Source organism: Segatella copri, from assembly GCF_019249655.2.
Classification (GTDB): Bacteria; Bacteroidota; Bacteroidia; order Bacteroidales; family Bacteroidaceae; genus Prevotella.
Window position 1 is genome coordinate 2,555,154 of sequence record NZ_CP137557.1, and the last position, 24,931, is coordinate 2,580,084.

A 24,931-nucleotide genomic window follows, 5' to 3' on the forward strand; every position below is an offset into this window, starting at 1 on the left:
ATAAATTAGTAACTTTGCAATCGGGTGCGGCAATCAGCCTCACCCGATTTTTTATATCTATATGAACAGGTATCTACTTCACATCATAGCCCTGACTGTCGCAGGATGCTGCCTGCCACTTACGGCAAGCGCTAAGAAATGCGATAAGAGCGACGCTCTCACCGACTCGGTGATGCGCCGCATATTCTGCTATGCCCAGCAAGTTGATACCACGGGCAGAGGCAACAGAACAAGCTATGCCTATACCAAGTTCCAGATGCGCACCAACAAGCGCAACGCCACCCTCATGCTCGTGCCTACAATGTATGCCATTTCGCATGGAGCCGGAAGAAAGTTTATCACCGAGTTTTACAACCGTATCACGGTGGATGAAAAAGGCTCTCCCCACATCAGCCGTCAGCTCAACCTCAGCACCATCCCTCATCGCAGAAACACGATGACATCGGTGTTGAACTACATGACCCCGAACGTATATGGAGAAACGCTCTTCCAGGAAAACATCCTGTCGCCATTCCACCGCACCAACAGGAGATACTACAGATACTCCGTCACTCCCCTGCCTTACGGCATGGCCCAGGTTTATGCCTATCCGCGCATCAAGAATACCCAACTGGTAGAAACACGAGCCATCGTACACGTCAAGAACGGACAGATATACCTCTGCGACTTCGAGGGCGAATACGACATGACCCGATTCTACATCTCGCTGACAATGGGCAAGGAAGGATTCAAGACGCTCGGACCCGCGAAATGCGACCTGAGAGCCAACTTCCAGTTTATGGGCAACAAGATTACGGGCAAATATACCACCATCTACGACCTGCCGAAAATATTAAGCGACAGCCTCAACAATGCAGAGGATACTACCCTGATGGCGAAAGTCCGCCCTATCAAGCTCAACACGGATGAGGAGATGATTTATCGTGATTACTACGATAAGATGGAAAGAAGAAAGAAACAGGAAAAAGCAGCTGAAGAAGAAAAGAAGACCGACTTCGTGAAGGATGTATTGTGGGATGTGGTGGGCGACAACCTGCTCAATCGCATATCCAGCGGATTCGGCAAAGAGAGCCAGGGATATTTCAGAATCGACCCTATCTTTAATCCCCTCTACATGGGATATTCACAGAAAAAGGGAGTGGTTTACAAGTTTAACCTGAGAGGCGAATATGCCTTCAACAGGAACCTGCAGATATCGCTGGGTATAAAAGGCGGTTACAGTTTCAAGCAGCACCGCTTCTACTTCAATGTGCCTGCCAGATTCAACTACAATGCCAAGCACGAGGGATTTCTGCAATTCCAGGTGGGTAACGGAAACAGAATCAACACCAACCGAGTGGCTAGACAGGCGCTGGGATATATCGAATCGAAAGATAGCATCGGCGACTTCTCACCAAGCGTGATTCCAGCCATCAAAGACGGGAAAACAGACTATACAGAGTTTAAAGACCAATACTATCGCCTGACCAACCATTGGCGATTCAACCCGAAATGGGCTTTCGAACTGGGCATGGTTTCACACAACCGTGTTGCCGTGAGACCGGAGTTCTATCACAAGATAGGCTATCCCGACAAATATAAATCTGTGGCACCAGCCTTCGGATTGGAATGGAGGCCCAAGGGCGAGAAAGGCGTCATACTGAAGTTTGACTACGAACAGGGAATCAAGAATCTATGGGGCGGCAACATCGACTACGGTAGAGCCGAGTTTGATGCCCAGACCATTCTCTACGCTTCCCGTCGCCGCTCCTACTCCATGCGCTTCGGCACAGGATTCTATACCATGCGCACAGCCCACTGGGACTTCGTGGATTACACCAACTTCCACAACAACAACATTCCTGGAGGCTGGAACGACGAATGGACGGGAGACTTTGAGCTGCTTTCCTCACAATGGTATAACGCCAGCGACTACTATCTGCGTGCCAACTGTACCTACGAGGCACCTATCATCCTGTCGGCATGGCTGCCGCTGGTGGGAAGATATTTCGAGAAAGAGCGATTCTACATCAGCGGTCTGGTAGTGAAGCATCTTACCCCTTATACAGAATGGGGATACGGACTGAGCACCCGCCTGGTATCACTGGGGTTCTTTGCCGCCTTCAGGGAACTGAAATTTGACGGTGTAGGTTGCCGATTCGGCTTCGAGCTGTTCAGAAACTGGTAGCGCTCATAGGCTATATCAGAAACAGGAAGCGCATCCTATGAATAAAAAAAATAAAAAGATAACAAGATATGAAATCACAACTTACTGTTTATAAGGCGAGTGCCGGTTCAGGTAAAACCTTTACTCTAGCTCGCGAATACATGACTCTGGTAATAGACAATCCCTATGCCTATCGCACCATCCTAGCCGTCACCTTCACCAACAAGGCGACGGAAGAGATGAAACTGCGTATCCTGGGACAGCTCTATGGCATCGCCCATCATCTGCCGGAGTCAGACCAATATCTGAACCAGATACATGAGGCATTGCCACATCTGTCTGAATCACAAATCAGAAAGAATGCAGAAGCGGCACTCCGACTGCTCATCCACAACTACAACTATTTTCATGTGCAGACCATCGATACCTTCTTCCAGAGTGTATTGAGAAACCTGGCACGAGAATTGGATCTTACTGCCAACCTCCGCATCGGACTCAACGACTACCAGGTGGAACAACAGGCTGTGGATGAACTCATCGAGAGTCTGGAAGACACTGACAAGCTGCTCTTCTGGATTATGGAATACATCAAGGAAAACATCGCAGACGACAAGGGCTGGAATGTAATCGGCCAGATCAAGTCGTTTGGCGAGCATATCTTCCGTGACTATTATAAGGAAAACGCCGACAAACTGTCGGAGCGTATGGCCGAAGACGGATTCTTCGAGGGATTCAAGGAGAAGATGAAGAACATCAAGAAGAAAGCCAAGGAGCAGTTTGACGAAATTGCCGCATCTTTCTTTGATGCACTCGAAGAAGGCGGATATTCTGCTGATGACCTGAGCGGAAAGACTCGAGGCATCTGGAGCTACTTCAACAAAATCAAGAATGGAAAGTACAGCGATGATGACCTGTTGAACCTGACCTTCACCAAGTGCATGGAAAGTCCGGACAACTGGGTGAAGAAAGCGGACGTGAAGAATCACACCGACCTCTATCAGCAGGTATCTTCCGTGCTCTATCCTATCCTCCAGTTCTCAGAACAGCACCGACCAACATTGGTCAAGATGTATAAGAGCGCCGACCTGACCGTGAAGCATCTCAACCAGTTGCGCCTGCTGGGCAGTATCGACAAGAAGGTGAGAACGATGAACCAGGAGGCAAACAGATTCCTGCTCAGCGACACCCAGACGCTGCTGCACTCACTCATCCAGGACAGCGACTCACCGTTTATCTTCGAGAAGATAGGTACCCAACTGAATCATGTGATGATAGATGAATTCCAGGATACCAGTACCATACAATGGAAGAACTTCAAGGTGCTTCTGGAAGAAACCATGAGCCGCGAGGATGCCGGCAACCTGATAGTAGGCGACGTGAAGCAGAGCATCTATCGCTGGCGTTCAGGAGACTGGAGATTGCTCAACAACATCGAGTCGGAATTCATTAATCCGAAGAAACAGCTCGACATAGAAACCCTCGACACCAACTACCGTTCCGACCGCAACGTCATCGACTTCAACAATGCCTTCTTCGTTGAGGCAGCCAAGCAGGAATACGAAAACCTGAAGGAAGCCATGCCGGAAGAAGCACAGCAGTTGCTCAATGCCTACGCTGACGTGGAGCAGAAAGTGCCTGCAAACAAAAGAGCACAAGGCTACGTGGAAATCAAACTGCTCAAGACCCAGGAAGACGAGGATACTGCCGACGAGAGCACAGGCAAAGGAAAAGGCGAAAGAATGATGCAACTCTGTCTAGAGACGGTGGACAAACTGGTGGCACGCGGTGTGCCAACCAACAAAATCGCCATTCTGGTGCGCAACAACCAGACCATCCAGGACATCGCAGAATACTTCATGAACCATTCCGACTACGAGATGGTTTCGGATGAGGCATTCCGACTCGATGCTTCGCAGGCAGTGCAGACACTCGTCACCGCCCTTCATTACCTGATGCACCCCAACGATGACATCGCCCGTGCCACCCTGCTTAAGTATGCCCTGACCTATCTGGACAGCGAAGAACTGGTGAACCTGCTTACCAGCAACAGACAGGAATATCTGGAGATTCCCCTGCTCGACCTGACCGAACGACTCTTCACAGAGTTCCGACTGGGCGAAGTAGAAGACATGAAAGCCCAAAGTGCCTACGTATGCGCATTCTACGACAAGCTGAATGCCTTCCTCGCAGACAACAGCAGCGACATCGAAGCCTTCCTGCAGGAATGGGATGCCAATCTTCACGGAAAGAGTATCCACTGTGACGGTACCGACGGAATCAGACTACTGACCATCCACAAAAGTAAAGGATTGGAGTACGACCACGTAATCATGCCTTACTGCGACTGGCAGCTGGAGAAATCGAATACCATCTGGTGCACGCCGCAGGAGGAACCATACAATGAGTTGCCACTCGTACCTGTGGATTTCAGTGCCGGTCAGATGAAACAGAGCATCTATGAACCAGACTATCATCACGAGCATCTGCAAAACATGGTAGACAACCTCAACCTGCTCTACGTGGCATTCACCCGAGCCGGACATAATCTCTATGTCTTCGGCAAACGTGCCACCCAGAACTATCGCTCCAGCATCATCGAACTGTCGCTTGACCAGGTGGCAGAGAAACTGAAAAAGGCACAGGAGTCCATTTCGCCATTAGCCGAAGACAAGGAAGTTCCGGTAGAAATTCATGGACTGGGTACCGACAGCAAAACCTCAGACATCGTCTTCACCTATGGCGAGCCATATATACCGAAGAAAAAGGTGGTCATGGAAATGAAGCTCAACTCGAATGTATTCACGCTCCCTTCGGAAATGATGGAGACAGAAATCATCGTATCATCCAAGATGCCTGAATTCAAGCAGAGTAACAAGAGTCGCGACCTCATCGTGGGAGATGAAGAGGAAGAGCAGCAGAAGTATTACATCAAGATGGGTACCGTGCTGCACAGTCTCTTCTCTACCATCAGAACCCACGACGACATCGACGGCGCACTCAAGCAGTTGGAGCTGGACGGCGTGCTCTACGACGAAAACATCTCTAAGGAGAAAGTGAGAGAGATGATTCGAAAACGTCTGGAATCAGACAAGGTAAACGACTGGTTCTCTGATCGTTGGGAAATATTCAACGAGTGTTCCATCATCAGCATGAACAAGGGAAAGATGGAGGTGCACCGACCAGACCGCGTGATGAAAGACGAGAATGAGACCATCGTAGTGGATTTCAAGTTCGGTAAACCCCGTCAGGAATATCACGACCAGGTAAAGGGATACATGGACCTGCTTTCGGGCATGGGACATCCGAACGTAAAAGGCTACCTATGGTATGTATATCCCAACAAAATAGTAGAAGTGAAATAAAATAGCAAATCAGCAATATGAAAGCATTCTTAAAGATAGTAGCAAAAGACATGTTGGAAAAATACGGTACCGACATGAGCGACATCGCAGTGGTGTTCCCTAACAAGCGAGCATCACTATTCCTCAACAGCTACCTGGCACAGTTGGCACATAAGCCTATCTGGACTCCCACCTATATCACCATCAGCGACCTCTTCCGACGCCACTCGGACCTGAAGGTTGCTGACCCTATCAAATCTATCTGCGATTTGCACAAGACCTTCGTGAAATGTACAGGCATCGACGAGACCCTGGACCATTTCTATGGTTGGGGACAGTTGCTGCTTGCCGACTTCGACGATGTGGACAAGAACATGGTGGACGCCAAGCAACTCTTCGCCAACCTGAGCGATATCCATGAGCTGGATGATGTTTCCTATCTCACGGATTACCAGAAGGAGATGATCAGAAAGTTCTTCAGCAACTTCACTGACGACCACAATTCAGAACTCAAGAAACGATTCCTGCAGCTCTGGTGTCATTTCTACGACATCTATACCGAGTTCAACCAGCGAATGGCAGAGCAGGGACTTGCCTACGAAGGTGCACTCTATCGCAGCGTGGTGAGCAACGAAAGCATTGAATTCAGACACAAGAAGTATCTTTTTGTGGGATTCAACATGATGCAGGTGGTAGAACTCAATCTGCTCGACCGACTCAAGAAGCAAGGCAAGGCTGCCTTCTATTGGGATTACGACCAATACTACATGGATGGCAACAACGAGGCGGGTCACTACATCCGCCAATACTTGCCATACTATCCCAACGAACTGGCAGATTATCCGCAGCAGGAAATCTACAACAACATGACGAAGAACAAGGACATCACCTACATCTCTGCACCAACAGAGAATATACAGGCCAGGTATGTCAACTCATGGCTCAAAGAGAATGGCAGATACAAAATGGGACGCAACGTGGCCATTGTATTAAGCGACGAATCGTTGCTGCAGAGCGTTATACATTCACTTCCACAAGAAGTGGAAAGTATCAATATCACAATTGGTTATCCTCTTCAGCAGACACCTTTCTACAGCTTGATTCAGCAACTCATCCAGCTGCAGGGAATCGGGCATCCCAAGCAAGGCGACACCTATCGCCTACACTATGTACTCATCGCCCTGCGCCATCCCTACACCCGCTATATCAGCGAGAAATATACCAAGTTGCTGGCAAAGCTGGACGAACAGAAGCGCTTCTATCCATCAAGAGACTTCCTGAGCATGGATGGCGACGAGGGACTCACTCTCCTATTCCGCAATCTGGAAGAAGCAACAGCAAGTCAGGATGAATATAACAGAAAGCTCATCACCTATCTGCTCGACGTGCTCCGCACCATCGGAACCCATGCCAAGGATTTGAACGACCCTCTCTTCCACGAGTCGCTCTATCGCACCTACACACTCCTGAACCGTCTGCAAGACCTGATTATCGCAGGGGATTTACAGGTGGATATCATCACGCTGGAACGACTGATTCAGCAACTCATCCAAACCACCTCGATTCCGTTCCACGGTGAACCGGCAGAAGGAATACAGGTGATGGGTGTACTCGAAACCAGAAACCTCGACTTCGACCATATCCTGGTTCTCTCTTGCAACGAGGGTAAACTGCCAAAGGGGGTAAACGACTCTTCGTTCATCCCTTACACGCTGCGCAAGGCGTATGGACTTACCACGGTAGAGAACAAGGTGGCTATCTTTGCCTACTATTTCCACAGCATGTTGCAGAGAGCTCACGACATTACGCTCACCTACAACAATGCCACGGAAGACGGACAGTCGGGAGAAATGAGCCGATTCATGCTGCAGATGATGGTAGAAAGCCAGCATTCCATCAAGCGCAAGACCCTGGTAGCAGGACAGAAACCGCTGCGTCCTGCCTATAGCGATGCCCAGAAGACAGATGAAGTGATGGCTGTGCTCGACAACATCAAGATGATAACGCCAACCTTCCTCAACACCTATCAGAGATGCCAGAAGCAATTCTATTATAAATATGTGAAAGGTTTGCTGGAACCTGACGAGATTGATGAGGACGAAGTGGACAACAAAATCTTCGGTAACATCTTCCATAGAGCTGCGGAATTGTTCTACTACACTTTTGCCAGCAAAGACGACATTGCTACGGATGACCAGGGAAAGCAGCGACTTATCCGTCCTATCGTCATCACAGCAGACAACTTGGATCATGCGTTAAAGGATACTTCGCTGGTTTACAGATTGGTGGACCAGGCCTTCAGAGAAGAGTTGTTCAAGGTGAGCAGTTCAGACTATCACCCTAAATACAATGGTCTGCAGCTCATCAACAAGGAGGTGATAGCCAGCTATTTGCGCCAGCTCATCACCATCGACCGCCGCCAGGCACCATTCACCATCATCGGTATGGAGATTGTGGTATCTACCACTTTGGGGGTAGCAACGGCAAGAGGTCAGAAACTGTTTAGGATTGGTGGTTTCATCGACCGTCTCGACTCCGTGGCAGCCAGCGGAAATCCGTCAGCCAGCGGAAATCTTGCCGAACGCATCAGAGTCATCGACTATAAGACAGGCCACTCCAGAACATCTCACCCAAAGGATATCGAAGAAGTCTTCGGTACCACTCCACAGGCAATGAACAAACATAGCGACTACTATCTGCAGGCTATCCTGTACTCGCTGATTATAAAGAACGACAGAAGATTCAATCCAGCACAGGAACCGGTATCGCCGGGATTGCTATTCATTCAGAATGCCGGTTCAGAAGATTACGATCCAACGCTGAAATTGGGAAAAGAATTGCTCTCTGATGTGGCACCACTTGAAGCAGAATTCACGGAACATCTCCGTTCGCTGCTTGCGGATATCTACAACCCAGCCGTGCCACTGAAGCCTACGGAGGACAAGAAGAGATGCATCTACTGTCCGTATGCAGCACTCTGCAAATAAGCAGATAACAGAGAATGCACGTGAACAATACAGATTAAATGTTAAAATACAGCATTATTTGAAGCCAAAATTTGTTTCTTTAGATAATTCTCTGTATTTTTGCAGTAGAGAATCCCCCGGTCTTATATACCGGGGAATCTCTCTGCTTGAGTGTGAGACAGATTATCAATCATCGATAAAACGCATAAGAAATATGACAGAAAGAGAAACCAACAAAATAGTAAGCGAGAATCTCAACTACGTGAAGTCGGTAGCCAACCAGTATCGTGGCAATGGTGTGGAATTCGACGACCTGGTAAGTGAGGGAACATTGGCTATGATCATGGCCGCCCGGAAGTTCGACGAAACCAGAGGTTCCCAGTTTGTTGCCTATGCATCCCCTTTTATCCGCAAGGCGATGCAGCAGGCGATAGACAAGCAATCGGCTCTTTACAGAGTGCCAAAAGACCAGAAGAAGTATGCACCTCGCAATGCTGCCAAAGCAGTATCCATTGATGCTCCGCTGAGTGTGGGCAACCAATACACCCTGCTCGACATCCTTGTGAACAAGGATGCGAAGATGGCAGACGACAATACAGCTTTCACGCAGATGCTTAACGACTTGGAGCGTTGTGTTGAAGAACTTGACGAAAGAGACAGAACCGTTATCAGCAAGTTCTATGGAATCGGCACAGCACACGAAACCCTGGCAGAAATTGCAGAAGACATGCAATTGAAGCGAGAGCGTGTACGTCAGATAAGAGACAAGGCGATTCGCCAGATATCAAGAAAAACAACCAGCAAGGTTTTGAAACATTTCCTTAGAAAATAACAAAACTTCCTAAGGAAACAACAAAGCTTCCTAAGGAAACAACACAAAAAGAGGCTATGCAACAATTGATTAGCATAGCCTCTTTTCTTTCAGATAATCTATTTTGTCTGTAAGTGGTCAAGTCGGTACTGACGTGGTGTAATACCGATACGCTTATAGAAATTAGCATAGAAGCTCTGTCGTGTACTGAATCCTGCCATCTCACTGATGTCCTCTACACTCATCTTAGCGTAGCGCTTGTCAGTAAGAAGTGACATAGCATCATTAACACGATAATCATTGACCAACTCAGAATAATTCTTGTGGAATCGAGTGGCACACACTGCTGAAATATAACGAGAGTTAGTATTCAGATCCTCTGCCAACTTCTTAGAGTTATACTCAGGATCCTTGTATTTTCTCTCCGTTACAATCAGACGGATAATCTCATCGCGGAGGCGGTCTTTAGTCTCCTCGCTCAACAAAGTCTGATACCTTGCTGTTTTCTCTTTTTTGGGTTGAATATTATACTTAGCCATAGCGCGTAATAAATTAATACAACAAAGATACGGCAAAATTCTCGAACAACCAAATTTTTTTCCACTTTTTTAAAAAAAAACATTGAAATAATTGTTTATTTCAGAAAATATGAGTAATTTTGCATACGAATACATTATTATAATAGTAAATTAACGATTTATATGAAGCAGATTCTATGGTTTGTTAAAACTTATGCTACGCTAGTAGTCTTGTTTGTTTTGCAGAAGCCCTTGTTTCTCATTTTGGAGAAGGGAGCCGCAACTCAACCTATTGATAATATTTTCGCAGACATGCCAGCTGTTATCTGGCATGGACTTCCTCTTGACCTTTCGATGGCAGGTTATCTTTCTGTCATCCCAGGCATTCTGTCTATTGCTGCCATCTGGTTCAAGAAAGATCTGATACGCCCTATCATGAACGTTTACTTCGTAATTACTTCATTGATTATCACATGCAGCTTTCTGGTAAACGCAAGTCTTTATCCATATTGGAAGTACCCGCTGGATAGTACTCCCCTCTTCTATTTCCTCACATCGCCAGCAGACGCTATAGCTAGCGTAAGCATCTGGCAAGTGGTACTCACCTTTTTGCTCTGGGTAGTCCTCACCGTTGCCATCTGGTTCCTGCTCCGCATGCGTGGAAAGAAGCGCAGCTACCACAGCAGATACAGCAACTACGGATTCGGAGAATTCGGCGGCGGAAGAAGAGGATACAGCGACTTTGACCGTCACCGTGTGCGCACTTCCGTTATCCTGCTGCTTCTCACCACACTCCTCTTTATCCCTATCCGTGGCGGCATCACCGTATCAACCATGAATACGGGACAGGCATACTTCAGCCCGAATGCATTTTTGAACCACGCTGCAGTAAACCCACTGTTCAGCTTCTTCGAGTCAATCACACATCAGGAAGATTTTGCTGACCAATACCGCTTCATGGATGACAAGGAAGCTACCCAACTCTTTGAGAGCATGATTAGCACCAGCGATCAGAATACTTATCCGCTCCTTAACGAGGCAACCTTCAAAAAAGGTACACCCGACATTCTTATCGTCATCATGGAGAGTTTCGCCAGCGATATCATGCCGTCGATGGGTACTTACAAGGATGTAGCCGTCTGCCTGGATTCCATTGCACAGGAAAGTATCCTCTTCAACAGATTCTATGCCAACAGCTATCGCACCGACCGAGGTCTGGTTTCGATCTTAAGCGGATATCCGGCTCAGCCTACGGCAAGCATCATGCGCTATCCACACAAGACAGCACAGTTGCCATCTATAGCCAAGAGTCTGATAGACCAACGCCACTATCAGACCACCTATTATTATGGTGGCGACGCAGACTTCTGCAACATGCGTTCATTCCTTACTTCACAAGGATACGAAAACATCATAGCAGACAAGGATTTTCCTCTGGCAGACAGGATGAGCAAATGGGGCGTACCAGACCATCTGGTGGCCAACAAACTGATGGCAGACATCAAAGCTCAGCAAAACACAAAACATCCGATGCTCAGAGTATTCCAGACTTCAAGCAGCCATGAGCCTTTCGAGGTTCCATACCACAGATTGGCAGACAAACGTCTCAACGCCTTCGCCTATACAGACAGCGTGATGGGTGCCATCGTCAGAGAGTACAAGAAACTGCCACGTTGGAAGAATACACTCATCGTATTTGTACCCGACCATGTGGGTGGATACAAGGAAGGGCTCAATGATTCCGACCGCAGTCGTTATCAGATACCGCTCATCCTGGCAGGAGGCGCTATTTCCCGTCCTCTGAAAGTAGGCATCATCGGTTCGCAGCAGGATATTGCCGCCACTCTCCTTGCACAACTCGGGGTAAATCACAATGACTTCAAGTTCAGCAAGAACATGATGAGCGATGCCACCCCAAAGTTCGCCTTCTTTACCAAGCCAGATCTCTTTGGCGTAGTATCAGAAGAAAACTCCATCATCTATGACAACAAGTTGCAAAAGGTGGTTTACGACAAGGGGCAAAAAGGCTATAACTTGAAACGCGGCAAGGCATATTTACAGAAGCTGTATGATGACCTGGCAAGCAAATAATAAAAAGATAAAATAGAATAAGATGTTAGAAATCATACATCAATTAGAGCAGATAGACACTCAGGTCTTTCTGTTCTTCAATGGTATGCACTGCGAGTTTTTCGACTATTTCATGATGATGGCGAGCCATCGCTTCATCTGGATTCCCTTTTATGCTACGTTCGTTTGGGTAATGATATGCAACTTTCACTGGAAGGTGACTCTCATCACCATACTGGCGGTAGCACTACTGATTCTGCTCTGTGACCAGACAGCTTCAGGTTTACTCAAGCCCATGGTGGAACGACTACGTCCTAGTAATTTAGACAATCCCATCTCACCATTGGTTCATGTGGTAAACGATTACCGAGGCGGCAGATACGGTTTTCCTTCTTCCCATTCTGCCAACTCATGGGGAGCAGCATTCTTTGCCATGTATCTGGCACGAAGCAGGAAGCTCAATATATTCCTTATGATATGGGCTACAGTAATCAGTTACTCCCGCACCTATCTCGGAGTACATTACCCAGGCGACCTGCTTGTGGGAATGATGATTGGCTTTACCATGGCCACTATCGTATTCCTGGTGTATCAGTTCTTCTTCAAGAGCTATACCATCCAGTTTTACAAGCATGAGGAAAGACTGAAACAAGACTATATACCTATCACAATAGGCATAGCCAGTTTTGCCGTCATGCTGCTGATAAGCGGAGTGATGTGTTACATCATATAGCTCCATACACATTATTATATATATAGATAGAAAGAAATTAAACTTCATTATTAACTATAATTAAAGAAGAAAACAATGAAAAAATTAACTTTGATGGCATTCGCCATGGGTATGCTCGCATTTACAGCATGCTCAGAGAAGAAGGCAGCAGCTCCAGCAGAGGCAGCAGCTCCAGTAGAAGAAGTAGTAACCGACTCAGCATTCCAGGCAGCAGCAGCTGGCGACTATAAGAGTGCAGACGGCGAGCGTGTGATTACCCTCAATGCAGACTTCACTGCAAAGACCACAAAACTCGACAAAGAGTATTACAAGTGGGAACTGGAAGTAAAGCCACAGGGAACTGAGGCTAACATCACTCTCGACCGTAAGGGTCTCGATGCAGACGTAAAGGATCAGGCTACACTTGACATCGCAGAGGGCAAGTTGGTTGTAAAGAACGAGACATTCCGCAAGACAGCTGCAGAAAAGAAGTAATTCACTCCTCATACTAAAAAAACAAAGTGCCTCCACTTCACAGTGGGGGCACTTCTATTCATAAGGTATTAGTTTCTTTAAGGTAAAAAGATTGTATTCAGGATAACGTTTGCAAAGGTACTGCTTTTTATCGAAACAAACAAATCATTTTGTATGTTTAAAAACATATTTTGCATTTTTCCATACCTTCTATGAAATTTAAGGGCTGATAATTTCCGTACTTATCAGAAAATTTGTATCTTTGCACCATCAAACGAGGAAAATAGCAGTTTTTGAAATCATAAAATAATTCTATAGAATATGGCAATTAATGAAGAAAGCAAAATCGAAGAGAAAGCAAAGAGCATCTCTTTCGTAGAACAGTTGGTTGAGGAAGACCTCAAGGAAGGTAAGAACGCAGGTCGAATTCAGACCCGTTTTCCACCAGAGCCTAACGGTTACCTTCACATCGGTCATGCCAAAGCCATCTGCATGGACTTCGGCGTAGCCGAGAAATACAAAGGTGTCTGCAACCTCCGTTTCGACGACACCAACCCTAGCAAGGAAAATAACGAATACGTAGAAAACATTCTCCAGGATATTCAGTGGCTCGGCTTCAAGTGGGGCAACATTTACTATGCTTCTGACTATTTTGAGAAGTTGTGGGATTTTGCAATTTGGATGATCAAGAAGGGGAATGCTTACATCGACGAGCAGACCGCTGAGGAAATCGCAGCACAGAAGGGTACTCCTACTACTCCAGGTACTGCCAGCCCATACCGCGACCGCCCTGTTGAGGAGAACCTCGCTCTCTTTGAGAAGATGAATACTCCTGAGGCTGTTGAGGGTAGCATGGTACTCCGTGCCAAGCTCGACATGGCTAACCCTAACATGCACTTCCGCGACCCTATCATGTATCGTATTATCCAGACTCCACACCACCGCACAGGAACCAAGTGGCATGCATATCCGATGTATGACTTCGCACACGGACAGAGCGACTACTTCGAGGGTGTAACCCACTCTATCTGTACACTGGAGTTTGTGCCTCACCGCCCACTCTACGACAAGTTTGTTGACTTCCTGAAAGAGATGGACGGCAGCGATGACGTATTGAACGACAATCGCCCACGCCAGATTGAGTTCAACCGCTTGAACCTCACCTACACTGTGATGAGTAAGCGTAAGCTCCACACATTGGTGGATGAGCACTTGGTAAATGGTTGGGACGACCCACGAATGCCTACACTTTGCGGTATGCGTCGCCGTGGTTACTCACCAGAGAGCATCCGCATGTTCATCGACAGCATTGGCTACACCAAGTTTGATGCTCTCAACGACATGGCACTTCTGGAAGCTTCTGTTCGTGAGGACTTGAACAAGAAGGCTTGCCGCGTAAGCGCTGTGCTCGACCCAGTGAAACTTGTCATCACCAACTATCCTGAGGGTGAGAGCGAGGAGATGGAGGCAATCAACAACCCTGAGAACGAGGCAGATGGTACACATACCATCACATTCTCAAAGAATCTCTGGATTGAGCGTGCCGACTTCATGGAGGATGCTCCTAAGAAGTTCTTCCGTATGACTCCAGGCAAGGAAGTACGCCTAAAGAACGCTTACATCGTGAAGTGTACAGGTTGCACCAAGGATGAGAATGGCGTTATCACAGAGATTCAGGCTGAGTACGACCCAATCAGCAAGAGCGGAATGGAAGGTGCCAACCGCAAGGTAAAGGGTACTCTGCACTGGGTATCTGCAGACCACTGCGTAAAGGCAGAGGTACGTGAGTACGATCGCCTCTTCGCCATCGAGAACCCATCTGCAGATGATCGCGACTTCCGCGAACTGCTCAATCCTGAGAGCTATCACGATTTCAAGGAGTGCTACGTAGAGGAGTATGCTGCAACCAAGAAGCCAGGAGAATATCTCCAGTTCCAGCGTATCGGCTACTTCATGGCAGACCTCGATACCACAGACGAGAAACCTGTATTCAACAAGACTGTAGGCTTGAAGGATACCTGGGCTAAGCAGAACAAATAAGTGATGAAATAAAAAGCTAGGAGTTTGGAGCTATTTAAAGCTATCGGCTCCTAGCATTCACTATACATAATAAGATAAATAAACATAATGAATACAGCAGATCTTTTTCTTTGGATTCTGGATAACTTGAACTATTGGGTGGTTACTCTTTTCATGGCTATCGAAAGTTCATTCATACCATTCCCATCAGAAGTGGTTGTTCCACCAGCTGCCTGGAAGGCAATGGATCCTAACAGTGGAATGTCGTTTATCCTCGTCATCGTGTTTGCCACCATCGGTGCAGACCTCGGTGCCCTCATCAACTACTATTTGGCAAAATGGGTTGGCCGCCCTATCATCTACAGTTTTGCTGACAGCCGAATCGGCCACATGTGCCTCATCGACCGCAAGAAGGTGGAAGTGGCAGAGGAGTTTTTCCGCAAGCATGGTGCTGCATCTACCATTTTCGGCAGATTGGTACCAGCGGTTCGCCAGCTTATCAGTATCCCTGCCGGACTGGCAGGAATGCACGTAGGCAAGTTCCTGCTCTACACAACTATCGGTGCCGGTGTATGGAACACCGTATTGGCAACCATAGGTTGGGGAATTTATGAATATACTGATTACAAGACAACTCAGGATGTTTACAAGCAGGCAGTACAGTATAGCCACGAGATTGGTTATGTCATTCTGGCGCTTGCCGTAGTAGTCGTTGCGTTTATCGCATACAAGGGAATCAAGAAGAAATAAGCATCCTTTTCAAACACAATAAAATAAACCCTTTATTTCATCAAATAGAAATATACAATAAAAAAGAATCTCTCCGTAGAAGTTCAAACATCTACGGAGAGATTCTTTTTTATATCTGATATTCCCTATATTACTTTTCACTACCGGAGAACTGCTTGATGCGCTGCTCTTCAGATAGCTTGCAGATAAGAAGGGTGCCATCTTCCTCTGCTACGATGTAGCCTTCCAATCCCTGGATAACCACCTTCTTCTCGTTCAAGGTATGAACAATATTATTCTTAGACTCAATCATCACGATGTTCTCGCCGATGGTAGCATTGCCATACAAATCCTTGCGGCTCTGTGCCAGGAGGCTACCCCATGTACCGAGGTCACTCCAACCGAAGTCGGCAGGCATCACGAAGATTTCCTCAGCCTTCTCCATGATGGCATAGTCAATAGAGATACTCTCACACTCAGGATAACGAAGATCGATTTCAGCCTGTTCCTTGTCAGTGCCATAGATGCTGCGCATGCTCTCGAAAATCTTCGCTATGCTAGGCTGATAAACGCGGAACGCATTGACGATGGTTGCCGCACTCATCACGAAGATACCTGCATTCCAGAAGAAACTCTTATCCTTGATATACTCTGTTGCAGTAGCCAAATCAGGCTTCTCTCTGAACTGATCAACACGATAGATTTCCTTATTGCGGGCAGAAGGCGTACGCAAATCTGCCTGAATGTAGCCATAACCTGTCTCCGGACGGGTAGGCTTCATACCCAAAGTTACGATACTGTCAGTTTCACTGGTAAACTTCAAGGCAGAAACAATCACCCTTCTGAATTCATTGCCATTCATCACGATATGATCGGCAGGAGAAACCACAATATTAGCCTGTGGATCCTTCTCCTTGATGCGCCAACTGATGTAAGCGATACAAGGAGCTGTATTTCTACGGCATGGTTCCTGCAAGATGTTGCCTTCAGGAATTTCAGGCAACTGCTCATGAACCAGCGCTGCATATTTCTTATTTGTAACTACCCAAACATTCTCAGGTGCACACACGCCCTCGAAACGGTCGAAGGTAAGCTGCAAAAGTGAACGACCTGTTCCTAGAACATCGATAAACTGCTTTGGCTTTTCCTCGGTACTCATAGGCCAGAATCTACTGCCTACTCCACCAGCCATGATGACTAAATGATTATTTTTATGAGCCATATTCATTTTTTTATAGATATTTGGCAAAAGTAATAAAAAAAAAGGAGATAAACGAAAAAAAGGATGGAAAAGTTTCCATCCTTTCTTTATTTTCTTAATCTTGAATGATAATTATCCTTTTTTCGCTATTTTTTCTTATAGCTTAGCCAATTCAGCCTTCCAATCAGCATAAGCTTCAAGATATGCCTTGCGGTTAGCCTCGTCAGGTTCAATCACTGCCAACTTCTTGAGAGATGCAAAAGCCTCATCGTGATCCTTATAGATACCAGCACCGATACCTGCACCCTTGGCAGCACCAGCACTACCGTCAGTCTCATAAAGCTCAATTGTTGCACCGCTTACACCAGCCAAGGTATCACGGAACAATGGACTGAGGAACATGTTTGCCTTACCGGCATGAATCTTCTTGATATCCATACCCATCTGCTGCATGATTTCCATGCCATAGCAGAAGCTGAACACGATGCCCTCCTGGGCTGCACGGACGATGTGTGCACGGTTGTGCTTGTTGAAGCTCAGACCACGAATAGAGCAACCCACCTCACGATTCTCCAATACACGCTCGGCACCATTGCCGAATGGAATAATCTTCACACCGTCGCTACCGATAGGTACACCAGCAGCCAAATCGTTCATATCAGCATAGCTTACATCTGGAGTTATGTTGCGATGTACCCAAGCGTTCAGGATACCAGTACCATTCACGCAAAGCAATACGCCGAGACGATCTAAGTCTGTGGTATAGTTAGCATGAGCAAAGGTATTGACACGACTCTTTGGATCATAGTTCACATCTCCAAGCACACCATAAACCACACCTGAGGTACCGGCAGTACTTGCTATTTCACCAGGATTGAATACATTGAGGCTGACAGCATTGTTAGGCTGGTCACCAGCACGATAAGAAATAGGAGTACCCTCCTTCAGTCCGAGTTCCTCGGCAGCCTCCTTGCAAACTACGCTCTGAACAGAGAAGGTAGGAACGATGTCTGCAATCATGCTCTCATCGAAGCCAAAATAATCGAGCAGGAACTTGGCTGGCTTCTTTGCCTTGAAATCCCACATCATACCCTCAGAAAGACCGCTGATAGTTGTCTTCACCTCGCCAGAGAGTTTCATGGCGAGATAGTCACCAGGCAACATAACCTTATCAATCTTATCAAACAGCTCAGGCTCGTTCTCTTTCACCCAAGCCAGCTTAGATGCAGTAAAGTTACCTGGAGAGTTCAACAAATTGCGCAAGCAGAGATCCTCACCCAAATCATGGAAAGCCTTCTCGCCGTAAGGTACGGCACGAGAGTCACACCAGATGATAGAAGGGCGCAACACCTGCTGGTTCTTATCCACACAAACCAAGCCATGCATCTGATAAGAGATACCAATGGCGAGAACATCCTCACCCTTGGCGCCACATTCTGCCATGATTTTCTTGAGAGCCAATTTGGCATTATTCCACCACATCTGTGGATCCTGCTCTGCCCAACCGGTCTTCACCGCCATAATAGGCGCTTCATGATCTGGATAGAATGCAGATGCTACGATTTCACCATTGTCAACATCAGTGAGGGCAGCCTTTACAGAACTGGAGCCTACATCAAAGCCTAATAAATACCTTCTTGCCATTTTATTCGTATTTTATGTTTATTAATTAAGTTACGTGTTATTTTATGCTTCAAACATAAACCTATCATACATAATACGAATACATCTCCATTTTCCCCCTATCAAAAACACGAAAAAAAATCAAAAATCTCCAAATAAATCAATTTCCTGCGCTTTTTTATCTTTCTGTTCTTCAGCGCCAGCTTCCGGTAAGGCAGTAGCAGAAGAGAAGTCAAGCATCAATTGCCTGACTGCCGAACTATGATAGTTGATACAATAAACACCATATTCCTTACCTTTCTCTATGAGAGAACGAGGATCCTTGGAATTTTTCATGAGATACTGAGACACGAAATTATACACCATCTTATAATCCAGCGGATGAAAGATGGAGTTACCGGAATTATAAACATGGCGGGCAATTTTCTCCAATTTGAGACCTTTGCTGCCAGCCTGTACCAAAACGCTCAGTATTTCTTGTTCAAGATTCATTTTAATCAATAAAAGTAGAAAAAAGCAAAATATCATATCCACCTCTCAACATAAAAAGGCAGATATTCAAAAAGATAGAAAAAGCCGCAGCCTCCCACCCTTCCGGTTAAGAAACTGCGACTCTTTAAGATTCTGTTATTTAAGCGAGAGCGACCTTGTTGTCCTCTGACTTAATCTTGCCCTCTTTGAAGAGCCATCCAATACCAAGGATAGTATCCTCAATAGAGATGTTAGCCATCTTTGCAATCTCATCCAATGAAAGAGCATTTTCTGCTGCTGCCAAAGCCTGGTAAACATCACCAGCGCGGAAACCAGCGTTTTCTGCGTTCAAATAGATAACTTCCTTCTGTGCTGCAGCTGTTGCTGTAGTCTTCTTAGCTGCTGTCGCTGTCTTAGCTGTTGTAGCTTTCTTTGTTGCTGTCTTCTTGGCAGCTGTCTTTGTTGCTTTCTTTTCTACCATGTCTTTAGTAAATAATTGGTTAAACGAAGTTTGGCTTATGCTTTACTTCTTTAATTATTTCTTCTGCAAAATTAAATAAAATATTTCTATTTTGAGACTTTTTTAGTAGAAAAGTGCTAATTAACAAGAAGTTGCAGTGTTTTTTTTGACTTAAGTCAAGTTTTAAGTACTGCAACTCCTCTTATGTTAACACTTTAGTCTTTCAAATCGAGTTTAATTTCCAACTCATCAAGCTGCTTTGGATCCAACTCTGATGGGGCATCAAGCATCACGTCGCGACCTGAGTTATTCTTAGGGAATGCGATGCAGTCACGAATACTGTCGAGACCTGCCATGATACTTACGAAACGATCAAGACCGAAAGCAAGACCTGCGTGAGGTGGTGCTCCATACTTGAAGGCATTCATCAGGAAGCCGAACTGAGCCTCAGCACGCTCTGGAGTGAAACCGAGAACTTCGAACATCTTCTCCTGCAACTGGGTGTCGTGGATACGGAGAGAACCTCCACCCACTTCGATACCATTGCAAACGAAGTCGTATGCCTTGGCACGAACCTGCTCAGGATGCTCGTCGAGCAATGGGATATCATCAGGATTTGGCATGGTGAATGGATGGTGTGTAGCCATCAGGCGCTGCTCCTCATCACTCCACTCGAAGAGAGGGAAGTCAACAATCCAAAGACACTTGAACACGTTCTTGTCGCGCAAGCCGAGACGGTCACCCATCTCAAGACGCAAAGAGCAAAGCTGAATACGTGTCTTGTTAGCGTTGTCACCACTCAAAATCAATACGAGGTCGCCATCCTTGGCACCCATCACCGTCTTGATTTCTGCGAGTTCCTCTGGAGAGTAGAACTTATCTATGCTACTCTTCACGGTGCCGTCAGCATTGTACTTGATATATACCAAGCCCTTGGCACCTACCTGTGGACGCTTCACGAAGTCGGTTAACTCGTTCAACTGCTTACGGCTATAGTCTGCACAACCAGGAACGCAGATACCACCGATATACTTAGCCTCATCGAATACAGAGAAGTTACCCTTGCCAGCGAAAGCATCCTTCAACTCAACGAACTCCATACCGAAACGCAAGTCCGGCTTATCGCTACCGAAACGGCGCATAGCCTCGTGCCATGTCATCTGCTCCAGCTTAGGAAGCTCTATGCCACGAATCTCCTTGAACAAGTGGCGAGCCATCTCCTCGAAAAGGTTGATTACATCATCCTGATCCACAAAACTCATCTCGCAGTCAATCTGAGTAAACTCAGGCTGACGGTCTGCACGGAGGTCCTCGTCACGGAAGCACTTTGCAATCTGGAAGTAACGGTCGAAACCTGCTACCATCAGCAGCTGCTTCAAAGTCTGAGGACTCTGAGGAAGTGCGTAGAACTGACCTGGGTTCATACGAGATGGAACCACGAAGTCACGGGCACCCTCTGGAGTACTGCCGATGAGGATAGGAGTCTCCACCTCCATGAAGTTCTGAGCATCGAGGAAGTTGCGAATCAAGATACACATACGGTGGCGCAACTCCAGGTTCTTGCGCACAGCAGGGCGGCGCAAGTCGAGATAACGATATTTCATGCGAATATCGTCACCACCATCGGTATTGTCCTCGATGGTGAAAGGAGGAGTCTGGCTCTGAGAGAGCACGTTGAGTTCCTTCACCAGGATTTCGATATCGCCCGTATCCATCTTAGGATTCTTGCTTTGGCGTTCGCTTACCACACCCTTGATCTGGATGCAATACTCACGGCCCAGCTTGTTGGCTGCATCACACAATTCCTTATCGTCAGCCTCATTGAAGACCAACTGTGTGATACCATAACGGTCGCGCAAGTCAACGAATGTCATACCACCCATTTTTCTTGAGCGCTGTACCCATCCGGCAAGTGTCACTTCCTTGCCAGCATCAGAGAGGCGTAACTCTCCACATGTATTACTTCTGTACATACCTTATTATATTATATAATTTATTTCCAATTTGCAAAGTTACGATAAATAAAGGAAATAACAAAATAAAATCGCAAAAATGTTACAGAAATAACATCTTTGCGATTTTTTAACGGGCAACTGGGCTAGAAACCAGCCCATAGCTGCTATATTTCATTTTTTTCAAGTAAGTAGTTTCCACTTACATTCCTTTTATTTTCTGGCATTCATTTTATTTTCTGGCATTCCTGAAAGCCTGGCGATGGAACTGCTCCTCAGCCTTGATGATGCGGAGCACCTTGCTTGCTGGCAGGATATACAGAAATCGGGAATGATATTCCTGCTGCAACTGTTTCATCTCAATATCAAGTTCGTCCTGGCGGCGGATAGCTTCTTCACATGCCCGTTCATCCTTCGGATTGACAAAATGAAAGCGGCGCATCGCATCAAAATGCGAACGCATCTTTCTCATCATCTGACGATAAACCGGGAAGAACCTGGCTGCCTCCCTAGGGGTGAGTGCGGCATGGGTGGTGATGTATTGTTCCAAATCTGCCTCGAAGCGCTTCGGATCAAACGGAGGGCGCTGCTTCTTCGGATTGCCGGCAAATCCATCTGTGCTTGACATGCTCAGCATACCAATCATCATCACCGACAGAAATACCATCAGTTTGCTTTTTATGAGTTGTTTCATCATTTTCTTGCTTTCTTTTTTGAATATTTACTACTCTAAGTTGCATTAATGAGACATTCTAGTTCTCAGCCACAAGCTGGGCATAGAAATCCTGGCTATCCATCATGGCATAGTCTGCCATCTGGTCAAAGCTGGCATCTTCGCTGTTATAGTACAACTGGTTTCCTGCGGCATGGCTGGCATGCGCCATCTGCGCATCTCTTTTTCCCTGATGCTGCAAGCCAATCAACATTCCTCCTCCCAGTAAGACAACAGCAGCAATGGCAGCAGCAATCTTGCCCATCCCCATTCGCTTCCACAGAGAAACCTTCATGGCTCTACGAGGAATCGCAGTGGATGCTGCAGGACTAGCAAGTCCAACAACCTTCTCTTCTGGAATCTGCGCCATAATCTGGTCTGTCAACTGGTCAAAATATCCAGCGGGCACCTGAAAGTGGTTGTCCTTGCCAAAAATATCATTTATTTTTTTCTCTTCTTGAATCATATCAATATCCCTTTCTTTATCTTTTAGAGATTCTTTATATTATTGTGACGAAATTGCTCCCCGAAGGTTTAATCCACCTATTCATAAAGATGCAAATATTCTGTTATTTTCTTCACTGCCAGATGATAAGATGCCTTGAGTGCTCCCTCACTGGTATCGAGAATCTTACTGATTTCTGAATATTTCAACTCATCGAAATATTTCAAGGTAAACACCGTGCGCTGCACTTCGGGCAACCGGGCCACAGCTTCCTGCAACCGGGCCTGAGCCTCATCGCCATCAAAGTAGTCATCACTCATCAGTCGTGCCGCTACCCCAGGATCATCTTCAGTACTCACGGTGGAAGAAAGGGCAGCCTTGTGCCGTCGAATCAAGTCGAGCGCTTCATTGATGGCTATGCGATGGAGCCAAGTAGAAAGCGACGACTTACCCTGGAAGCTATCCAGATTGTTCCAAACCTTGAGAAAGGCATTTTGCAGCACATCATTGGCATCCTCATGATTCAAGACGATACGACGCACCTTCCAGTATAGCGGCTCGCTATACTGCTTCACCAGGACGGCGAATCCTTCTCGCCTGGTGCGTGGCTCCCGGAGCATTTCTATCATCTCTTTATCACTGAGTTCCATAATCTTATATGACCTTATTGATGTTTTACTTTATGTTATTTACTACAGATATTTCTTCAACAAGTTGTATATTACTTCGTCGAATCCATAGACATCCGGATAGTTAGCCATTCCGCCAGCAAGCGGATAGAGGGTATAATAGGTGATGAAGAGCGGAACCTGCGGATTCACCTTCACGGAGCCCACCACCTTGCTTCGGATGCTGAGCGAATCGGCTGTCATGGAATATTCGATGCGCTGCAAGAGCTTAGGGTTCTTTTCTTTCAGCAGGAACTTAGCCAATTCAAACGGCCTCTCCACCCTCACGCAGCCATGCGACACGCCACGATTTTCCTTTTCAAACACGCTTCTGCTAGATGTATCATGCAGATAGACGGAGAAATTGTTATCAAACCGGAAGATAATTCTGCCCAAGGCATTGCCCTTTCCGCCCCGCTGCACCACACCATACTTACCCGAAACAAGCATACTGCGCGTAACCCTAGCCGGATCTACCTCCTTGCCCGTAGAGCGATCGGAAATAAAGTAATTTCGAGACTTGAAATAGCCCACGTTTCCCGCATGATGCGCCATATCCTTGAGTATGATACTGCGAGGCACAAACCATTTCGGATTCAAGTCCATCCGCTTGAAATAGCTGGTAAGCAATGGGGTTTTGGTCTTGGTGGAACCACACCCTATCCGCATTGACAGCGTATCCTGATGATCGATGGCATAAAGATGGTAAGACGGGATGTTGACCAGCACATACTTCTGATGCTTTTCAGGACTATCCGCCTGTCGCCAGCGGCAACGCTCCATATTCACCAGAATCTTAATCCTCATCGCCTTGTCCAATCCCGGTGTCTGTAACTTCTTAGCCAACTGCTCATAAAACGCAGACTTGGGTTGCACATCATGCAGAAAAGCAGTCAAGGAATTGGATGCAGCGTTCTGATTATCCCCTGCACCGTCACTTTTACCACTCTTTACAATCTGCTGTAAAGCAAGAAGATAGAAATGATCATTGGCATGATCGATCTTCACATCATAGAGTCCTCGATACCTTACGGGGCGCTTGATGGAATCGTATGGATTGGGATCGATGCTGTCGAGACGATTGAGCACAAAAGAAGGATTGACATAGCCAAATCGCTGTCCACCTGCATAGCGCAGATACGACTTGGTGAGTCGGTATTCCAATCTGGCAAGCACATGGTTAATATCCTCCATACCCTCGCCCAATTGCAGTTCACGGAGTCGAAGCAGGTCATTCTCTATGTTTTTCACAAAGAAATGCTTCGGATTGAGCCCCATGTCCCCCACCCGCTGAAGATAAGCTAGCAAGGTGTCGGCACGATGATCCACACCATGCCTGTCAATCCAAAGGAAGCCCCCTTTTTTGCGGTAATATCTCTTGGTATGCTGGTCAGCCACGGTTGTGCCGCCATCATTGCGCATCAAGCTATCCATCAGCTCCCTAATCACCTGCGAGTTGATGGCATAGTTCGGATTACGCATTTCCTGGTAGTATTCTAACGATAGTCCTACATTGCTATTCGGCTCATGCTCCTGGCATGATAGCAAAGCCAGACACAGCAACGCAGGAATAAACTTTAAGAGTCTCACTGACATATCACTATTTGAAGGGA

General features: G+C 46.6%; 19 protein-coding genes. 9 read left to right on the plus strand and 10 right to left on the minus strand.

Annotation, left to right across the window (positions count from 1 at the left end):
• Positions 1 to 61: 61 nt before the first annotated feature.
• The 4 genes from KUA49_RS10360 to KUA49_RS10375 all read left to right on the plus strand — a co-directional run bounded on the left by KUA49_RS10360 (position 62) and on the right by KUA49_RS10375 (position 9,285).
• Positions 62 to 2,167: a DUF5686 family protein gene (locus KUA49_RS10360; protein ID WP_218411382.1), complete on the plus strand. Its 2,106-nt coding sequence runs from the start codon at positions 62 to 64 to the stop codon at positions 2,165 to 2,167.
• A 68-nt stretch (positions 2,168 to 2,235) separates the two neighbouring features.
• The gene (locus KUA49_RS10365) at positions 2,236 to 5,508 is read left to right on the plus strand and encodes a UvrD-helicase domain-containing protein (RefSeq protein WP_218411381.1); all 3,273 of its coding nucleotides are present in this window, start codon (positions 2,236 to 2,238) and stop codon (positions 5,506 to 5,508) included.
• A gap of 17 nt (positions 5,509 to 5,525) precedes the next feature.
• The gene (locus KUA49_RS10370; RefSeq protein WP_218411380.1) at positions 5,526 to 8,474 is read left to right on the plus strand and encodes a PD-(D/E)XK nuclease family protein; all 2,949 of its coding nucleotides are present in this window, start codon (positions 5,526 to 5,528) and stop codon (positions 8,472 to 8,474) included.
• A 193-nt stretch (positions 8,475 to 8,667) separates the two neighbouring features.
• Positions 8,668 to 9,285 carry a sigma-70 family RNA polymerase sigma factor gene (locus tag KUA49_RS10375; RefSeq protein ID WP_218411379.1) on the plus strand — a complete coding sequence of 206 codons (618 nt, stop codon included), beginning with the start codon at positions 8,668 to 8,670 and terminating at the stop codon, positions 9,283 to 9,285.
• Positions 9,286 to 9,383: 98 nt separating this feature from the next.
• Here the strand turns inward: KUA49_RS10375 and KUA49_RS10380 are convergent, their stop codons facing one another.
• The gene (locus KUA49_RS10380; RefSeq protein ID WP_218411378.1) at positions 9,384 to 9,803 is read right to left on the minus strand and encodes a helix-turn-helix domain-containing protein; all 420 of its coding nucleotides are present in this window, start codon (positions 9,801 to 9,803) and stop codon (positions 9,384 to 9,386) included.
• 162 nt (positions 9,804 to 9,965) lie between these two features.
• On the opposite strand from KUA49_RS10380, the gene KUA49_RS10385 reads away from it, so the two are divergent.
• The 5 genes from KUA49_RS10385 (at position 9,966) to KUA49_RS10405 (ending at position 15,807) form a co-directional block, all read left to right on the plus strand.
• Positions 9,966 to 11,873: an LTA synthase family protein gene (locus tag KUA49_RS10385; protein WP_218411377.1), complete on the plus strand. Its 1,908-nt coding sequence runs from the start codon at positions 9,966 to 9,968 to the stop codon at positions 11,871 to 11,873.
• A gap of 22 nt (positions 11,874 to 11,895) precedes the next feature.
• The gene (locus tag KUA49_RS10390; RefSeq protein ID WP_218411376.1) at positions 11,896 to 12,585 is read left to right on the plus strand and encodes a phosphatase PAP2 family protein; all 690 of its coding nucleotides are present in this window, start codon (positions 11,896 to 11,898) and stop codon (positions 12,583 to 12,585) included.
• 75 nt (positions 12,586 to 12,660) lie between these two features.
• Complete coding sequence (locus KUA49_RS10395) at positions 12,661 to 13,059, plus strand: hypothetical protein (RefSeq protein WP_218411375.1); 399 nt, start codon at positions 12,661 to 12,663, stop codon at positions 13,057 to 13,059.
• Positions 13,060 to 13,359: 300 nt separating this feature from the next.
• Positions 13,360 to 15,078, plus strand: coding sequence for a glutamine--tRNA ligase/YqeY domain fusion protein (locus KUA49_RS10400; protein WP_218411374.1), 1,719 nt, complete (start codon positions 13,360 to 13,362; stop codon positions 15,076 to 15,078).
• Between the two features lie 87 nt (positions 15,079 to 15,165).
• On the plus strand, positions 15,166 to 15,807 hold the full coding sequence (locus KUA49_RS10405) for a DedA family protein (protein ID WP_238405766.1): 642 nt from the start codon (positions 15,166 to 15,168) through the stop codon (positions 15,805 to 15,807).
• A 130-nt stretch (positions 15,808 to 15,937) separates the two neighbouring features.
• Here KUA49_RS10405 and KUA49_RS10410 read toward each other — a convergent pair whose 3' ends face one another.
• From KUA49_RS10410 to KUA49_RS10450, 9 genes are all read right to left on the minus strand, one after another.
• The gene (locus KUA49_RS10410; RefSeq protein ID WP_218411373.1) at positions 15,938 to 17,008 is read right to left on the minus strand and encodes a mannose-1-phosphate guanylyltransferase; all 1,071 of its coding nucleotides are present in this window, start codon (positions 17,006 to 17,008) and stop codon (positions 15,938 to 15,940) included.
• 135 nt (positions 17,009 to 17,143) lie between these two features.
• Positions 17,144 to 18,631 carry a xylulokinase gene (locus KUA49_RS10415; protein WP_218411372.1) on the minus strand — a complete coding sequence of 496 codons (1,488 nt, stop codon included), beginning with the start codon at positions 18,629 to 18,631 and terminating at the stop codon, positions 17,144 to 17,146.
• Between the two features lie 120 nt (positions 18,632 to 18,751).
• Positions 18,752 to 19,102 (minus strand): hypothetical protein, encoded by a 351-nt coding sequence (locus tag KUA49_RS10420; protein ID WP_218411371.1) that lies wholly within the window; start codon positions 19,100 to 19,102, stop codon positions 18,752 to 18,754.
• A gap of 139 nt (positions 19,103 to 19,241) precedes the next feature.
• Positions 19,242 to 19,562: a winged helix-turn-helix domain-containing protein gene (locus KUA49_RS10425; RefSeq protein WP_218411370.1), complete on the minus strand. Its 321-nt coding sequence runs from the start codon at positions 19,560 to 19,562 to the stop codon at positions 19,242 to 19,244.
• A 194-nt stretch (positions 19,563 to 19,756) separates the two neighbouring features.
• The gene (gene aspS, locus KUA49_RS10430) at positions 19,757 to 21,514 is read right to left on the minus strand and encodes an aspartate--tRNA ligase (RefSeq protein WP_218411369.1); all 1,758 of its coding nucleotides are present in this window, start codon (positions 21,512 to 21,514) and stop codon (positions 19,757 to 19,759) included.
• A 211-nt stretch (positions 21,515 to 21,725) separates the two neighbouring features.
• Positions 21,726 to 22,190 carry a hypothetical protein gene (locus tag KUA49_RS10435; RefSeq protein ID WP_318331604.1) on the minus strand — a complete coding sequence of 155 codons (465 nt, stop codon included), beginning with the start codon at positions 22,188 to 22,190 and terminating at the stop codon, positions 21,726 to 21,728.
• Positions 22,191 to 22,245: 55 nt separating this feature from the next.
• Complete coding sequence (locus KUA49_RS10440) at positions 22,246 to 22,671, minus strand: hypothetical protein (RefSeq protein WP_218411368.1); 426 nt, start codon at positions 22,669 to 22,671, stop codon at positions 22,246 to 22,248.
• A 77-nt stretch (positions 22,672 to 22,748) separates the two neighbouring features.
• Positions 22,749 to 23,300, minus strand: coding sequence for an RNA polymerase sigma factor (locus KUA49_RS10445; protein WP_218411367.1), 552 nt, complete (start codon positions 23,298 to 23,300; stop codon positions 22,749 to 22,751).
• Positions 23,301 to 23,342: 42 nt separating this feature from the next.
• The gene (locus KUA49_RS10450) at positions 23,343 to 24,914 is read right to left on the minus strand and encodes a L,D-transpeptidase family protein (RefSeq protein WP_218411366.1); all 1,572 of its coding nucleotides are present in this window, start codon (positions 24,912 to 24,914) and stop codon (positions 23,343 to 23,345) included.
• Positions 24,915 to 24,931: the final 17 nt, after the last annotated feature.

Excerpts from the sequence above, each read along its gene's own strand:
- KUA49_RS10360 (WP_218411382.1), top strand. The coding sequence starts at position 62 with ATGAACAGGTATCTACTTCACATCATAGCCCTGACTGTCGCAGGATGC.
- KUA49_RS10365 (WP_218411381.1), top strand. The coding sequence starts at position 2,236 with ATGAAATCACAACTTACTGTTTATAAGGCGAGTGCCGGTTCAGGTAAA.
- KUA49_RS10370 (WP_218411380.1), top strand. The coding sequence starts at position 5,526 with ATGAAAGCATTCTTAAAGATAGTAGCAAAAGACATGTTGGAAAAATAC.
- KUA49_RS10375 (WP_218411379.1), top strand. The coding sequence starts at position 8,668 with ATGACAGAAAGAGAAACCAACAAAATAGTAAGCGAGAATCTCAACTAC.
- KUA49_RS10380 (WP_218411378.1), bottom strand. The coding sequence starts at position 9,803 with ATGGCTAAGTATAATATTCAACCCAAAAAAGAGAAAACAGCAAGGTAT.
- KUA49_RS10385 (WP_218411377.1), top strand. The coding sequence starts at position 9,966 with ATGAAGCAGATTCTATGGTTTGTTAAAACTTATGCTACGCTAGTAGTC.
- KUA49_RS10390 (WP_218411376.1), top strand. The coding sequence starts at position 11,896 with ATGTTAGAAATCATACATCAATTAGAGCAGATAGACACTCAGGTCTTT.
- KUA49_RS10395 (WP_218411375.1), top strand. The coding sequence starts at position 12,661 with ATGAAAAAATTAACTTTGATGGCATTCGCCATGGGTATGCTCGCATTT.
- KUA49_RS10400 (WP_218411374.1), top strand. The coding sequence starts at position 13,360 with ATGGCAATTAATGAAGAAAGCAAAATCGAAGAGAAAGCAAAGAGCATC.
- KUA49_RS10405 (WP_238405766.1), top strand. The coding sequence starts at position 15,166 with ATGAATACAGCAGATCTTTTTCTTTGGATTCTGGATAACTTGAACTAT.
- KUA49_RS10410 (WP_218411373.1), bottom strand. The coding sequence starts at position 17,008 with ATGGCTCATAAAAATAATCATTTAGTCATCATGGCTGGTGGAGTAGGC.
- KUA49_RS10415 (WP_218411372.1), bottom strand. The coding sequence starts at position 18,631 with ATGGCAAGAAGGTATTTATTAGGCTTTGATGTAGGCTCCAGTTCTGTA.
- KUA49_RS10420 (WP_218411371.1), bottom strand. The coding sequence starts at position 19,102 with ATGAATCTTGAACAAGAAATACTGAGCGTTTTGGTACAGGCTGGCAGC.
- KUA49_RS10425 (WP_218411370.1), bottom strand. The coding sequence starts at position 19,562 with ATGGTAGAAAAGAAAGCAACAAAGACAGCTGCCAAGAAGACAGCAACA.
- aspS (WP_218411369.1), bottom strand. The coding sequence starts at position 21,514 with ATGTACAGAAGTAATACATGTGGAGAGTTACGCCTCTCTGATGCTGGC.
- KUA49_RS10435 (WP_318331604.1), bottom strand. The coding sequence starts at position 22,190 with ATGATGAAACAACTCATAAAAAGCAAACTGATGGTATTTCTGTCGGTG.
- KUA49_RS10440 (WP_218411368.1), bottom strand. The coding sequence starts at position 22,671 with ATGATTCAAGAAGAGAAAAAAATAAATGATATTTTTGGCAAGGACAAC.
- KUA49_RS10445 (WP_218411367.1), bottom strand. The coding sequence starts at position 23,300 with ATGGAACTCAGTGATAAAGAGATGATAGAAATGCTCCGGGAGCCACGC.
- KUA49_RS10450 (WP_218411366.1), bottom strand. The coding sequence starts at position 24,914 with ATGTCAGTGAGACTCTTAAAGTTTATTCCTGCGTTGCTGTGTCTGGCT.